This window comes from Paenibacillus sp. N119s (assembly GCF_059447605.1).
In genome coordinates this window covers 1-14,879 of the sequence record NZ_JCAJRU010000121.1, presented here as the reverse complement: position 1 = coordinate 14,879, position 14,879 = coordinate 1, and the positions used below count along the sequence as shown (strand labels likewise).

Genomic DNA, 14,879 nt, shown 5'->3' with positions numbered 1-14,879 from the left:
ATCTGTCTTGCTGGGCTTATTGTGGTGCCTAAAAAATGGCCCAAGATACCTGGCTCGCTGGTCGGCCTACTCTTGTCAACGCTGGTGGCAGCCTTGTTTTTTCCAGGGCAGGTGGCTACGATTGGCTCTGCTTATGGAGCAATTCCGGCATCTTTGCCTGAGCTGCATATTCCTGCGATAACGTGGGAATTAATCGTGAAGCTGTTGCCGCCAGCACTGGTTATAGCGATGCTGGGGGCTATTGAATCGCTGCTTTCAGCGGTGGTAGCTGACGGGATGACGGGTACCCGCCATAACAGCAATCGCGAACTGGTTGGACAAGGGATTGCCAATTTGCTGACACCACTATTTGGCGGCATTCCTGCGACAGGGGCGATTGCTCGTACGGCTACCAATATCCGCAACAACGCAGTTTCTCCTATGTCAGGCATTGTGCATGGGGTCGTTGTGCTCCTCATTCTGATGCTTTTTGCGCCTTATGCATCTAATATTCCATTGGCCAGTATGGCACCCGTGTTGATGGTAGTCGCCTGGAATATGAGTGAACGCAAGCATTTTGCGCACATTCTCAAAACACGGACAGCGGACTCAATTGTGCTGGTCGTCACCTTTTTGCTGACGGTTTTTACGACACTGACAACGGCTGTGGAGGTAGGTCTGATCTTGGCAGTTGTATTGTTTGTCAAGCGTATGAGCAGTACACTTTCAGTTGATAAGGTGCTTCCTGACCCTTCTGTGAAGCATGAAAAAGTAGGTGCACATATGGTTACAGAGCAGCACGATTGCCCGCAGGTGGCTATTTACAATGTGGAAGGTCCCCTATTTTTCGGTGCAGCCTCGGCGTTGGAAAACTCGGGGGTAGGGGGACAGACTGGCCACCAGCAGGGGATTTTGTTGTTGCGAATGGGAAAGGTCCCTTTTATGGATATGACGGGAGAAGCTAACTTTACTGCATTAATACAAAAATACCGCAAGTCTGGTGGGACCGTGCTTGTGTCCGGACTCCAGCCTCAACCGCTGGAACTACTACAGAAAACCGGATGCTACGACATGATCGGGCAAAATCATTTTTTTGAACATACAGGAGAGGCTTTAACGGCAGCTCTTGCAATGGTAAATCAGGATCGGTGCAGGGGGTGCAGGCAAATGGCTTTTCGAGAATGTACGGGCCTGTGCCGCAGAACCCAGGAAACCAAATCTTCCTTTCCAGAAGGAGCCGTTTCGGTTCCCATACCTGTAAATAGCGGCAGATAGCGTTCTTCTACAATTGCTGCTGATTGGCTAAAAACCTCTTCCATTTTCGAAAATAAATGCGAGTCTTCACGTTGCATTTGGTTTCGGATCATAGAAGAGGTTTTTCGCTCTTTCAAGAAAAAAAGGAATAAAATTCAAAAAAATGCTTGAATATCTGTTTTTATGACACTATACTAGATTCAAAAGATACCAATTGTTTCATTCTTTTGTTTTAAATTGTATTTTAATATATATGTTATATCAACCTCCTCGATCACTTCTAGTATTTTACCCTACCTTTTTCTTCATCTTTTTAACTTGCTTTTTCCTAGACTTGTCCACAATTCTTAATCGAATGTCCTTCCTTGCGGTCTGCGCCAAAGATGGTTCACCTCAGAATATGACCTATGATTTCACCCCGGGATCTATATTTTTAAAGGAGGTGAGTACCAGAGGCTATTTGTGGGCTTTTCACGTTGCTGCCCTTAAGGCTGTCATTGAGAATCAAAAAACCAAGTATAAGGAGATGAAAAGTATTGATTAAGTCGAAACGTATCAAAAAAACGCTGTCGGCCAGTTTTACCGCTATTCTTGCTTTTTCTCTGATTTCTCCGGTGTATGCGGATTCCAGCACAACTTCTTCAGCAGGGGCATCGACGATTTCCGCCAAGGTTTCAGCCAAGTTGAATCAGCAATTCAGTACGAGCGAGTATGTCACCTATCTAGTTAAATTAAAAGATCAGGTAGATACGGAGTCTGTGGCTAAGCATGCTTTTCAGAAGGCTTCTGCCGAGCAGATTTCCCCCGCCGCTGCCATGCTTTCTGTACGTAAAACGGTTGTTAATTCTCTCATGGATACCGCAGAGAAAACTCAACCCTCCGTGGAAGAATACTTAAAGAAGGAAGTCAATAACGGAAACGTTAAAAAGTATAAGAGTTACTTTATCGTGAATGCATTTGCGGTAACCAGTACCAAAGAGGTCATGGATAATCTCGCCACCCTGCCTGAGATCGACAAAATTTTACCGGATGAAAAGCGCGAGCTGCAAAAGGTAGAAATCGATAAGGATGCCCAGCCGGCAGGGGAGCAATCAACAACAGATCAAGCAGTTGCAGATCAAACTGCTGTCGACCCGGCTGTGACGGAAGAGAATGCACAAAAATCGGTGCAAGAATCCGTATATAAAGATGCGGTAACGCCAAGTCGTGTGGAGTGGAATATTTCTAAAATTAAAGCACCAGAGGTTTGGGCCAAAGGTATTGACGGCAAAGGCATTGTCGTTGCTAGTTTGGATACAGGTGTTGAGTATACTCACCCGGCATTGAAAAGAAAATGGCGCGGGCTGGATGCTTCTGGTCAAGTCGTAAATCCAGAGCTGAGCTGGTATGATGCGGTGAGAGGCGCAGCGCTGCCAACCGATTCCCATGGACATGGTACACATACGATGGGGACAATCGTTGGCTCAGACAGCGACGGTACGAATCAAATCGGCGTTGCCCCAGGGGCCAAGTGGATTGCCGTGCGAGTATTTAATCCATCTACCACAGATTCCATCTTGCTGGATGGTGGGCAGTGGATTCTTGCACCTGTAGATAAAAACGGCGAAAAGCATCCTGAACTTGCCCCGGATGTGGTGAATAATTCTTGGGGTGGTGGACCTGGCCTGAACGAATGGTATCGCCCAATGATCAAGGCGTGGAGAGCGGCTCAGATATTCCCCGAATTCTCCGCAGGGAACACAACATGGTCAAATCCAGGCGGAGCCGGGTCTGTAGCCAATCCGGCGAATTTGCCGGAGGCTTATGCCACAGGGGCCACGGACGTTAACAACAAGCTGGCCAGCTTCTCGCTGCGCGGTCCTTCTCCTTATGACGAAGTGAAGCCTGAAATTTCGGCTCCTGGTGTCAACATCCGTTCTTCTGTACGGGGTGGAGTGTATGAGGGAGGCTGGAACGGTACTTCCATGGCAGGTCCGCATACAGTCGGATTGGTGGCACTGCTTCTTCAGGCCAAACCATCATTGACGGTGGATCAACTGGAGGATGTGATTTCGAAAACCGCAACACCGCTGACTGACAGCCAGTATCCGACTTCACCCAACAACGGCTATGGAAATGGTCTGATCGATGCGCTTGCTGCGGTGAATTCCGTACTTAACTAAAAATAATCAGACAGGTTAAAGAAAGATCCCCGAAAATCCCTTTGGTGGCTCGTATAAGGATTGCACGCAACGGCTAACCGTGTGTTGCAATCATGACGTAGCGGCTTAAAAGGGGTTTTCGTACATAAATGAACATAAAAGTCATAGAATTTCAAGAAAAATGCAAAAAAATGACTTGTATATCTGTTTTGGTAACTTTATACTATCCATAATATATGATTTTATATCAATTTTTAATATAAAATGTAATGATATAACATGTTTTTTTCTTCGAATCGCTCCTGCTCTTTCTCCTAGGTATCTACTAGAGTTTTATCGCTTTTCTATTGGATTTTAAACTCACCTATGAAGTACTTCCATCTATGAATCGCCTAATAGTTTTGTGTTTCACTATAATCTATGAAGGAGGTGGTCGCCAACACATCGTATTGCGCAACCCGCGTGTTTGATGTGCAAGGCATGAGGTCTGACTCTGTACAGGTTATTTCGGAAGCATTAAACCTAGTAAAAGGAGTGGAGAAGTAATTGATTAAACCTAGACGTTTCAAGAAACCGTTTTCTATTGGACTCTCTTTGCTTATGGCCTTTTCATTTGTTCAACCCGCTTTAGCGAATAACACCCCGGATGGCTCCAAGCTGGAGCTGAAATCAGCCTCACACAAGGTCACGACCGCGAAGGTGTCCCCGAAACTGACCCAACAGTTTGAGGAGAACAACTATGTTACTTATTTGGTCAAATTAAAAGAACAGGTTGATACCAATAAGGTTTCCAAAAATGCTCTCCAAAAGGCCTCACTTGAGAAAATAACACCTTCCGCTGCCAAAATGGCTGCGCGCAGCCATGTAATCAGCTCTCTGCGTGAAACGGCTTCCAGAACCCAATATGGGCTTGAAAGTTATTTGGACAAGCAATCGGAGAGCGGCGGAGTAAAGGAATATAAAAGCTATTTTATAGTCAATGCTTTGGCTGTCACGAGCACCAAGGAGGTGCTGGATCATATTTCGAAGCTGCCCGAAGTTGATAAAATTTTGCCAAATGAAACACGTTATCTGCAAAAGGTAACGGTTGATAAGCAGTCAGAGAACACAGGCGCCAAAGCGGCTGAAACAGCAACGGCAGCAACAGCAGGAACAGCAAAGTCTGACACAGCACAGAAAGCTGTAGAACCGAAAAAGGACGATGGCAAAACATCGGCATTGCCTGGCAATACAGGTAAGAACGCTGTAGACCCATCTACGGTGGAATGGAACATATCCCATATTAACGCACCTCAAGTGTGGGAAAAAGGAATTGACGGAACCGGAATCGTGGTCGCCAATCTCGATACAGGCGTTGACTACACGCATCCGGCCCTGCATCGCAAATGGCGTGGTCTGGACGCGGCAGGCAATATCGTGAATCCTGAGCTGAGCTGGTACGATCCGCATAGTCATGCGCCGCTTCCGGTCGACCAAGAAGACGATTCCCATGGGACGCATACGATGGGCACGATGGTCGGCTCCGAGGAAAATGGAACGAACCGAGTGGGCGTTGCCCCTGGTGCGAAGTGGATTGCGGTTCGGATTTTTAATCCGGAAACGACGGATGCGATTATACTGGACGGCGGTCAATGGCTGCTTGCGCCAAAAGACGCACAAGGTAATCTTCATCCCGAGCTTGCTCCGGACGTAGTGAATAACTCTTGGGGAGGCGGACCGGGCCTTGACGAATGGTTCCGGCCTGTAGTTCAGGCATGGCGGGATGCTCAAATCTTCCCTGAATTCTCCGCAGGGAATACCTCTCTCTCCAATCCGGGTGGACCTGGATCAGTAGCCAATCCAGCCAACTATCCGGAATCCTTTGCCACTGGGGCAACCGATATCAATGACAAACTAGGCAGTTTTTCATTGCTGGGACCCTCACCTTATGGTGAGATCAAGCCCGAAGTTTCCGCGCCAGGAGTAAATATCCGATCATCCGTAGCCGGTGGCGGCTATAAAGGCGGGTATAATGGTACTTCCATGGCGGGCCCTCATGTTGCCGGTCTTGCTGCTCTATTACTGCAAGCGAATCATTCTCTTACAGTAGACCAGCTGGAGGAAATTTTGATGAACACAGCTACACCACGCACGGACAGCACTTATCCTACTTCGCCAAACAATGGATATGGACATGGTGTCATTAATGCACTCGATGCAGTCGGATCTGTTATCCAGGGTCTAGGCTCCGTATCCGGTAAAGTCGTAACGGGCGGCGACGATCTGGAAGCACCTGTTCTTGAGCATACCCCGCCTGCAGCTGCATTCGAGGGTCTTGATATACCTTTGACGGCTCATGTAACAGATAATGTCGGCGTGACAGCCGTTGAGGCATTTGCCAAAACAGCGGGTTCGTCAAACTATGTATATATTCCGTTGGAGCGGACCTCCGGAGACAGCAAAGACGGTACATATCAAGCGTCCATTCCGACCTTTTTGGTGGATAGCGCAGGTCTGGAATACTATATCCGTGTAAATGATTACGGTAATAACGGTTTTGAAACGGAAGTATACAAGGTGAATGTCTCCAAGGGTGTTACACCAGGCTACACGCAAGACTTTGAAAAAGACATCGCCGGTATCAATATCGGGGGTCAAGGTAGTGTTTGGAAATGGGGAACCCCGACAAGCGGCCCTAAAAGCGCACATTCGGGTACAAAGGTCATTGCGACCAATCTCGAAGGCCAATACCAGACTAATACCAACAGTTATTTTATGGCCCCTCCCATTGATCTGACCAAGAGTTCCAAGGGGGCGCTGGTCAGCTTCAAGCATTGGTATGATCTTGAAAATAATTCTGATTTCGGCAAAGTGTATGTAGCGACCACAAACAATCAGAATGCGTTTGAACAGGTTTTATCGTTTACTGGCACCAGCAACGGCTGGAAAACACAATATCTTGATTTGCGAGCATTTGCGGGTCAAAAGGTATACCTCCTGTTCAACTTTACTAGTGACAATACAATCGTGAAAGATGGCTGGTACATTGACGACCTGTCCATTCAGGAGCCAGATGCTGTTGCGCCTGCTGCACCTGGTCATTTGACGGCAGAGGCAGATACGGTAGGTAACGTCACACTCGCTTGGAATGCTTCCTCTGATGAGGATGTGAAGCAGTATAAGGTGTATCGTTCTACCCAGTCCGGCAAAAATTATACTTCTATCGGTACAACCTCTGGACTGACTTACACAGATACAATCACCGTCAGTGGTGCGACCTATCATTATGCAGTGTCGGCCGAGGATTACAGCGGTAACGAAAGTGCAAAGTCGAACGAGGCTTCACTAAGAGTGGACGTGCCGGACACGCTGTATAGCGATCATTTTGACGGCAGCTCAGACAATGGCTGGACTCATTCCGGTACCAAGGATGAGTGGGAACGCGGCGTTCCTAAGGAAGTAGGACCGGAGAGCGCATTGTCCAAACCGAATGTGTGGGCCACTGATCTTGACGGCAACTATGAGAATGGTGCCGACTTTTCACTGGTTTCTCCAAAAATTAATTTGAATGGTATACGCAACGCAACACTGACCTTCAATCACTGGTTTGAAATTGAAGGCGGCTATGATTATGGATATGTAGAAGTGTCCAAAAATAATGGCGACACATGGAGTGAGCTGGGCAAATTCTCGCATAATACCAATGGCAAAAAATGGACTCCTGTTTATTACAACTTAGATAGCTATACTGGCAATGAAATTCAGGTTCGCTTCCGTCTGAAATCGGATAACAGTGTGAACAAAAATGGCTGGTATATTGACGATTTCCGTGTGCTGGGTGTTCCGGCTTCGACCGTGACCAAGGATATCATACCTGATTCCAAGATCAAGCCAGAAAAAGCGGAAGAACAGTTCCCGTTGTTCAAAATTACAAGCACTGAAAAGAGTGAATTCCAAGAGAAGGTGAAACCGGCAGAAGCATCTGTGGAGCGTGGACGTGTTGGTCTCGACAGTCTTCCAGCTAGTGCTACGGTTACCGTACTGGAAACCGGACGTTCGGTGAAAACAGACCCGACCACAGGCAAATACAGCTTCACTCATGTAGCGGGTGACTACACGCTAAAGGCCGAAGCTTACGGCTACGTGCCTCAGACGAAAGCAGTCACGATTGAGAATAATAAAGTCATCAGAGCAAACTTTAGTCTCCAGGCTGTCCCTCATGGTACGATTCACGGGGTTATTACCGACAAGCAATCCGGTGAACCGATCCAAAAAGCGAAAGTAATGGTACTGGAGGATGCACGTGTTGCTCCGGTAGAGACGAATGAGGCTGGAGAATTCACGCTGGACGTGTTGGAGGGAACATACACATTATCCATTGCAGCCGAAAATTATTATAGTGACAGCATTTCCGTTACGGCTCCTCCAAATGGCAGTGTAGAAGCGAATGTCACGTTGAAGCCTTTCATCGGCTTCCAAGGAGGCATTTCCTATGATGACGGCACAGGAGAAAATGCCAGAGCCTTTAACGCGGCAGGCAATTCATGGGCAGTGAGAATGACACCTGAGTCCGAAGTGGCACAAGTGACAGGGGCATCGCTGCTGTTCTGGAACTCTGCCTTCCCGAATCCGGGAGGAACGGCATTCCAATATTCTGTCTATGACGCCTCCGGTGCAGCAGGAGCACCTGGACGACTATTGGCTGGTCCATTCGACGGGACTGCCGTTCGGGATGAGACACAATGGACGACGGTGCAGCTTCCAGAGCCGGTGACGGTTCAAGGCGATTTCTACATTGTATATACACAGTCTGCTGTAGGCACACAGTCACCGGGTCTTGCTACAGATGAAAACAGTCCCAATGCGCTTCGCAGCTGGCAAGGTGTAAGCGGCACATGGAGCCAATCACCTGAAGCGGAAGGGAACTACATGATCCGGGCGATCGTCAGATATCCGGTGAATGCTCCAACGATTACGACTCCTACGAAGGCAACGTATACACAGGAGGATACGATTACCGTCACAGGAACTTCTCCGGCAGAAGGAGCTGATATTCAGCTCTTTAACGGCAAGGAACTGGCCGGCACAACGAAAGTGAAGGATCGTCAGTTCAGTTTGGCTGTTGATCTTCAGCCAGATGCTAATCTGCTAAGTGTCCAAGCGGCGGTATACGGTAAAGTAACAGATCGTTCCGAGCCAGTGGTTGTGACGCTCGATCAGACCAAACCGGGTCTGATCCTGACTTCACCGGCTGAAGGAGCCCGTACGAATGCGGGGGTCGTCAGTGTAACCGGTACGGTGTACGACGAGTTCCTTAGCGAATTGACGATTAACGGCGAGCCTGCTGCATTCGGAAGTGACGGAAGCTTTAACAAGCGGTTGCTTATTAACGAAGGTGAAAATCAAATTACAGTGACGGCCAAAGATCTTGCCGAAAATGAAACAACTGTTACACGCTCGGTGTATGTCGATACAGCGCTGCCGAAGCTTGAAAATATTAATCCTGCCGAGGATGTACGTATCATACCAGGGCAGCCGGTACGAGTATCTTTTGACAGTGCGTCTGGCTTGGAGGCGTCCTTCCATGTGGAGCTGCCCTTTAACCTATCCACTCTGGCCCGCAACGAAATTCCATTAAATGAAACTTCGTCAGGCCACTATGAAGGTACTTATCTCACTTCATCTTCTCTGAACCTGGAAGGCGGAGTCATCGTGATCCGGGCAAGGGATGCAGCGGGGAATGAAGTGGAGACGGAGGCGCCGGGAAGATTGTATGTAACCCCTGGCGGAGGAGAGGGCCCTGATCCGAATCCACCTACATCGAATGAAAAGCCGGTAGCTATCATTCAGGCGAATGACTCAGCCAAGAAGAATAAAAATGTACAATTTAACGCCAAAGCTTCCCGTGATGCAGATGGTGAAATCGTCAGTTACAGTTGGGATTTTGGCGATGGCGATACAGGGGTTGGTTCGAAGGTGAAGCATAAATTCACCACAGCCGGAACGTATACTGTGGAGCTTACGGTGACGGATAATGACGGCGCAAGCGGTAAGGCAGTGCATACCATCACAATCCGTTAGCAGTAAGGGAGGAAATTCCCTTTTTAGAACAGCAATGCAAGCAAGCCCACAGCAAGTCCCTATTCATAGAGACTGCTGTGGGCTATTTTTAAATTGTCGAACAGCCCGGGAAGCGATACAATGAACATTAATCTATGAAGTGAATCGTTTCACAACAATATTTTTTAGCAGGAGAGGATCATATTGATTCATTTGCAAAAAGAAAGCGGACGTATCCGTCTTATGCTGGATGCCTATTTTATGGGGGAAGATATCGTGGTGCTCATATCAGGCGGCGATCAGCCTCACTTGGGAACGATTACAGCAGGGGCTAGGCTTGAGCCGGTTCAAACCGTTCAATTGCAAAACCACAAGGAATTTTATATTACCGAAGAAATTGCAGTCCGCTTGCGAAAAGAGTTTGCAGGCAACTTTGCCATTTGCTGCGGGACGCATTTGGATCATGCCACCAAGGACGAAATCCGAGTGCTGACAGATATGGCTATACAATTGGGAAAAGAGCTCATTGAAGAACTTAAGCAAGCACGCTTATAGAGACTTTTCTAAGTGAACTCCCGAAAGAGTAGATGGCGATAGGGATACTTACTAAAGGGGTATTTAAAAAGCAATGCAAAGCCATCATCCTCAATGTGTACGGATTTTAGCGCAGAGGAGGGAATTAAACTGCGGATCATGACATGAACGGCCCGCTGGTCTTGCCTGTTGATCGCTTTGGCTAGGGCAGAAGCAAAGCTTTGATTGCGTGCCAATTCGCGATACAGCGGAAAAACGGCTTTGGCAATAGCGCGATGAACCTTCGGTTCAAATGTAAACTGCACCGTCCCCGGTGGAATCGTCGTACCGTTCGTATAATAGAGCATCGGTGGCTGAGTGAAAAAGGAAATAAAGTAGCCGATGCCATTCGTGCCTAAGCCTTGTTTGGCGGCAAACGGCGCTACCGAGCAAAGAAGGGATTTCATCCGATCTAGGTTGCCTTGAACGACAGCTCGCGACCATTGGATGGCAAAAGTACGGCGGATTGCGATAGCTTTGTAAAATGGCAGCATGGCGGCGGATATTTTCTGAAGTGTTTTTGCATGTAAGCGTTGGTGAGGTGAGCCCTTCCTGCGGGATGTTCCACGATATGGCATAGCTCCGTCCTCCTTGGCAGGATGCTCTCATGGAGCACAATTTATCTGTAATTAGGTATACTGTATGCCCGGTTATCCCAAAAAGTGCTCAGATGCTATGCTTCTTCCTTTTAGCGTTCTCAGTTGAAAAATTGAAATAAGTACTGTCCTGATTTGTAAGATTGTGGTACCCTAGAACGTATATATTGCTATTTTACATAATGGAGTTGAATTAAACAGATGAGTGACTTGTACAAGGAGCCTCGATCTTCCGATCCTTTTCAGGAGTCGAACGATTATAACGCCCCATTTAACCAGCCCCCGGTGGTCCCACCTACTAACAGTAAAGCTGTTGCCTCGATGGTGCTCGGGATTTTATCTGTTGTCATACCCTATCTTGGGTTAATTATCGGAATTGTGGGCATTATTTTGTCCAGTCTTTCCCTGAAGGAAATTAATCGATATGGTGAGCAAGGCAGAGGTATGGCCATCGCTGGACTGGTATGTAGTATTATCGGCACACTGATATATGCACTGATCATTATTTTCTTGGTTATCGTGGTTGTTGTGGCGGCCTCCAGTGGCGATTCGGATATTTTTTCAGACATTTAATAAATTATGAATGCTTGAGTTAGACAAACCATTCACGATTTGCCTATTGGATGCTATGATAAAAGGAGTCCAATCAAGGAGAGTGAAGCTGTATGGCACGTACTCAAACACAAAAGGCGTTGAGCAAGGCGAAGCGCGCGGGGATCTATTGTCCGGCACAGAGCCGCAAAACAAACGATCATTATGCAGAGATTTCACAGCACACGCGAATGAAGCCAACCAAGCAAGAACAATTACAAAAGGTCAAGCACAAGAAGCGACTCGTTCAGGGTGACGCTTCTTTTTTTTGTCTTGATCGAAGTCGAAAAACTTCGAATAGCATTATACATAGGCCAAAAGGGACTTGATAATAATTATCATTCTTGTTAGAATGATAAGAAAGAAGGAACCCTGGCAGGGGCTCCCTCATTATAAAGCTATAGTTTGGTTCAAAAACTAAAACTAAGGTCTACTTTGCTTCAAAGGTTTTGCAGTCTGTTTCTTCGGACGTGTGAGTGTCCGCAGGCTTGTTGCTTACGCTATAAATGGAGCTTGCGCTGCATTTATTATCTTGAGCCCAGTACGTGCATGAGTTGACTTCGCACAGAACGTCTTTTGCCATATTGTTCACCTCCTTGTAAGGATGTGATGGGCTGAGCAATACAATCACAGTCAGTCAAGGTAGGACTTGTCCAACTGTGTCTACCCTCTTGGCAAGAAGAGGGATTTTGCTATGCCTACCCGTACAATATCAAAACCATTTTAAAATTGCAATGTTACGTCATGTAGCAGTAAAACAAAAGCTGTCCCTATGCAGAACGAAATGCTCTTCTGCTGGAGACAGCTTTTTTTTGTTTTTCTAATCGAATGGCGGCACTAAAGGACTTAGCGCACGTTAGGAATATTTACGATAGGATCAATATCAGCCTCATAGTCCACACCCTCGAACTCAAAACCGAACAGTTGGAAAAATTCGCGACGATATCCCTCAAGATCGGACAATTCATAGATATTTTGGGTCGTCAGTTCCTCCCATATTTTCGCTACTTCTGTCTGCACATCCTCGCGCAGTTCCCAATCATCAATGCGAATACGACCTTCTTCATCTACAGCCGTTTCTGGTGCGTACAGACGCTCGGCAAACAGACGGTAGCTCTGTTCTATGCACCCTTCATGCAGCCCTTTTTCCTTCATCACCTTGTATAAAGCGGAAATATACAGAGGAACGACAGGGATGGCAGAGCTGGATTGGGTCACGAGTCCTTTGGTGACTGCGACAAAGGCGCGTCCCCCTGTAGATTTCAGCTGGTCGTTCAGCTGACGTGCTGTCGCTTCCAGATGATCTTTTGCACTTCCGATACTGCCTTCTCGGTAGATGGCTTGGGTAATATCTGAACCGATATACGAAAAAGAGAAGGTAGTGGCGTTATCTGCGAGTACACCGCCTGCACGTAGGGCGTCAATCCACAATTTCCAATCCTCGCCGCCCATAACCTCTACAGTCCCTTGTACTTCTTCTTCTGTAGCTGGTTCAAGCGTCACGCTGCTGACTTCACCGGTGTGGAAGTTAACGGTCTTATTCGTGTAGGGTTTACCAATAGGCTTGAGCACGGAATTAGATGTTTCGCCTGTGCGGGGATTGATGCGGCGACCTGAAGCAACACTGTAAACTACCAGATCGACTTGTCCCAGTTCTTCGCGAATGGCTTCCACCGTTTTGGCTTTGACTTCATCCGAGAAGGCATCCCCGGTCACGCTCAAAGATTTAAGTCCGGCTTCCTGAGCAGCTTTCTCAAATGCAGCAGAATTGTACCAGCCTGCAGATGCTGTGCGTGTAGCCGTAGCATTGCTAGGACGATATACACCAATTGTATTGGCACGCGCCCCAAAAGCAGCCGTAATTCGAGAAGCCAACCCATATCCGGCAGATGCCCCGATCACAAGTACATTACGAGGTCCCTGGATAGCCGGACGGGCTTGTACATAGTCAATTTGCTCCTGAACATGTTGGGCACAGCCCACCGGATGAGCAGTGGTGCAGATAAAGCCACGTGTTCTTGGTTTGATAATCATATTATTGTAGTTCCTCTCTTCTTGTAGCAATCTTCACCCTTACTATTTTAACTTTTAACAATTTTTTTTCAAACGTGGATTTCAGTGAGTATTCTTTTTGCCCAAAAGTGAATCCCTGTACAGGGTGGCAAGTGCCTAAGAGTCTGCATATGATGCTGTAACGATAAACATGAGAAGGGAGAGAGCTGCTTGAAGAACAAGAGCCGCAAAACCAATAGAAACAAAAAGCCGCTCTATCGTGTAATTGACCCGGATATGAATGAGTTAAGTATGATACAACGCTCAAAACCACTGCCTGCGGAGAGGGAGACAGAAGCAAGAATTCATCAAGTTGCTTCTCCGCCTCCCCCAACTACAGAGGAGTCGGAGCTACAGACCGTTGTCGAGCCTGAAGTCGAGGCTCTACAAGAAAAAGAGATTGAGGTTGCAGATGCAGAGGAGACTCCAATTTCGATGGAGGAATCCCCACTGCCTGAACCTGAGCCGGAGCTAGAACCAGTCCCAGAACCTGAACCGGAGCCAGAACCAGAACCAGATCCAATTGATGTGGAAGAAATTTTGAACAATAAGAAAGCTCCGCATATAAACAACGCTTTCATCTATACAGACGATTTGAGTGATTTCGCTGTGACAGGTGAAAAGATCGCTCCCGCTTCCATAGATTCCAGCAAGCTGAAACAAGAGAGTATCCAAACGGAATTTCTAGCAGATTATGCTGTTCATACAATTAAAATAGCTGACGGTGCTGTGACTGCCTCGAAGATTGCTCCCGACTCCATTACGGTCGAACATTTGTCGGATGCCTCTGTGGCAGGCAGTAAATTGCAGGATCGATCCATCAGTAGTGAAAAACTTCGGGATGGCAGCATCACTCCAGAAAAGCTGGCGGATAAAATTATCAGCGGCGATCATATTGCGAATGGATCAATTGAGAGCCGTCATTTCAAGCAATGGATCGTGTCCTCAGATATGCTTCAAGATCAGTCGGTCACCTCTGATAAAATTCGCAGCGGTACAATTCAATCAAACAATTTGGCAAATGAAGCTGTCGACAGCTCCAAGCTGGGCGATCAGTCTGTGACCACCTCCAAACTGCGGGATGGGGCTGTGGATGGAACTAAAATCCAGGCAGGCAGCATTGAGAGCGCACACCTGACCGAGCATGCCGTTCATGCCCGGCATCTAGCTCCTGGTTCGATTAATCGCCAGCAGCTGACCGACGGAATTGTGGGCAGAGAACAATTGGAAGAAGGTGTTGTCAGCGGGCGTCATCTGGAATCTGAGGCAGTCACCAGTGTGCATATTCAGGCAGGAGCGATTGAAAGAAAGCATCTCAGTCCTGGCTCCATTGGGGAAGAGCAGCTTGGAACGGGCCAAGTGACAGCCCGGCATATCGCAGATCGGAGTATTCAATCCAATAAACTGGCAGATCAGTCTGTAGGCTCATTGCAAATTGTGGATCAATCCGTCACTTCATCCAAAATATCGGATCAGAGCATTCTCCCACACAAAATTGCCGATGAGGCAGTACTTACCAGACATATTGCAACAGCAGCTATACAAGGAGCTCAGATTTCTCCGGAGGCGATCTCTTCCGTGCATCTTCAATCCGAAATTATTCGGAAAGATCATATTGCGCCTGAGGCGGTTACGGAGCAACATTTGCATACCG

Annotated in this window: 9 protein-coding genes and 1 pseudogene; 7 read left to right on the top strand and 3 right to left on the bottom strand. The window is 47.4% G+C overall.

Annotation, left to right across the window (positions count from 1 at the left end):
- The 4 genes from AC5V8P_RS14805 to lpdD all read left to right on the top strand — a co-directional run.
- Positions 1 to 1,254: SulP family inorganic anion transporter (locus AC5V8P_RS14805; RefSeq protein ID WP_495473701.1), on the top strand; the 1,254-nt coding region annotated here is incomplete at its 5' end.
- Positions 1,255 to 1,769: 515 nt separating this feature from the next.
- Complete coding sequence (locus tag AC5V8P_RS14800; protein ID WP_064796800.1) at positions 1,770 to 3,395, top strand: S8 family serine peptidase; 1,626 nt, start codon at positions 1,770 to 1,772, stop codon at positions 3,393 to 3,395.
- A gap of 525 nt (positions 3,396 to 3,920) precedes the next feature.
- The gene (locus AC5V8P_RS14795) at positions 3,921 to 9,434 is read left to right on the top strand and encodes a S8 family serine peptidase (protein WP_064796799.1); all 5,514 of its coding nucleotides are present in this window, start codon (positions 3,921 to 3,923) and stop codon (positions 9,432 to 9,434) included.
- A 183-nt stretch (positions 9,435 to 9,617) separates the two neighbouring features.
- Positions 9,618 to 9,968 (top strand): prenylated flavin chaperone LpdD, encoded by a 351-nt coding sequence (gene lpdD / locus AC5V8P_RS14790; protein WP_064796798.1) that lies wholly within the window; start codon positions 9,618 to 9,620, stop codon positions 9,966 to 9,968.
- An 8-nt stretch (positions 9,969 to 9,976) separates the two neighbouring features.
- Here the strand turns inward: lpdD and AC5V8P_RS14785 are convergent, their stop codons facing one another.
- Complete coding sequence (locus AC5V8P_RS14785; protein ID WP_063211260.1) at positions 9,977 to 10,564, bottom strand: hypothetical protein; 588 nt, start codon at positions 10,562 to 10,564, stop codon at positions 9,977 to 9,979.
- Between the two features lie 219 nt (positions 10,565 to 10,783).
- On the opposite strand from AC5V8P_RS14785, the gene AC5V8P_RS14780 reads away from it, so the two are divergent.
- Both AC5V8P_RS14780 and brfA read left to right on the top strand, forming a co-directional pair.
- Positions 10,784 to 11,155 (top strand): DUF4190 domain-containing protein, encoded by a 372-nt coding sequence (locus AC5V8P_RS14780; RefSeq protein WP_063211257.1) that lies wholly within the window; start codon positions 10,784 to 10,786, stop codon positions 11,153 to 11,155.
- A 92-nt stretch (positions 11,156 to 11,247) separates the two neighbouring features.
- Positions 11,248 to 11,502, top strand: a complete 255-nt coding sequence (gene brfA, locus AC5V8P_RS14775; protein ID WP_064796797.1) for a ribosome rescue factor BrfA — start codon at positions 11,248 to 11,250, stop codon at positions 11,500 to 11,502.
- A gap of 101 nt (positions 11,503 to 11,603) precedes the next feature.
- On the opposite strand, the gene AC5V8P_RS14770 is transcribed toward brfA, so the two are convergent.
- A complete protein-coding gene (locus tag AC5V8P_RS14770; RefSeq protein WP_081276804.1) occupies positions 11,604 to 11,756 on the bottom strand; it encodes a DUF1540 domain-containing protein in 153 nt (50 codons plus the stop codon).
- 263 nt (positions 11,757 to 12,019) lie between these two features.
- Entirely contained in the window at positions 12,020 to 13,207 is a 1,188-nt protein-coding gene (gene fabV, locus AC5V8P_RS14765) for an enoyl-ACP reductase FabV (RefSeq protein WP_064796796.1), read from the bottom strand.
- Positions 13,208 to 13,396: 189 nt separating this feature from the next.
- On the opposite strand from fabV, the pseudogene AC5V8P_RS14760 reads away from it, so the two are divergent.
- A pseudogene (locus tag AC5V8P_RS14760) lies at positions 13,397 to 14,879 on the top strand (WIAG-tail domain); the annotation flags it as partial.

What these genes read in the sequence shown, in the direction of transcription:
- fabV (WP_064796796.1), bottom strand. Translation starts at nt 13,207, where the DNA reads ATGATTATCAAACCAAGAACACGTGGCTTTATCTGCACCACTGCTCAT.
- AC5V8P_RS14780 (WP_063211257.1), top strand. Translation starts at nt 10,784, where the DNA reads ATGAGTGACTTGTACAAGGAGCCTCGATCTTCCGATCCTTTTCAGGAG.
- brfA (WP_064796797.1), top strand. Translation starts at nt 11,248, where the DNA reads ATGGCACGTACTCAAACACAAAAGGCGTTGAGCAAGGCGAAGCGCGCG.
- AC5V8P_RS14785 (WP_063211260.1), bottom strand. Translation starts at nt 10,564, where the DNA reads ATGCCATATCGTGGAACATCCCGCAGGAAGGGCTCACCTCACCAACGC.
- AC5V8P_RS14770 (WP_081276804.1), bottom strand. Translation starts at nt 11,756, where the DNA reads ATGGCAAAAGACGTTCTGTGCGAAGTCAACTCATGCACGTACTGGGCT.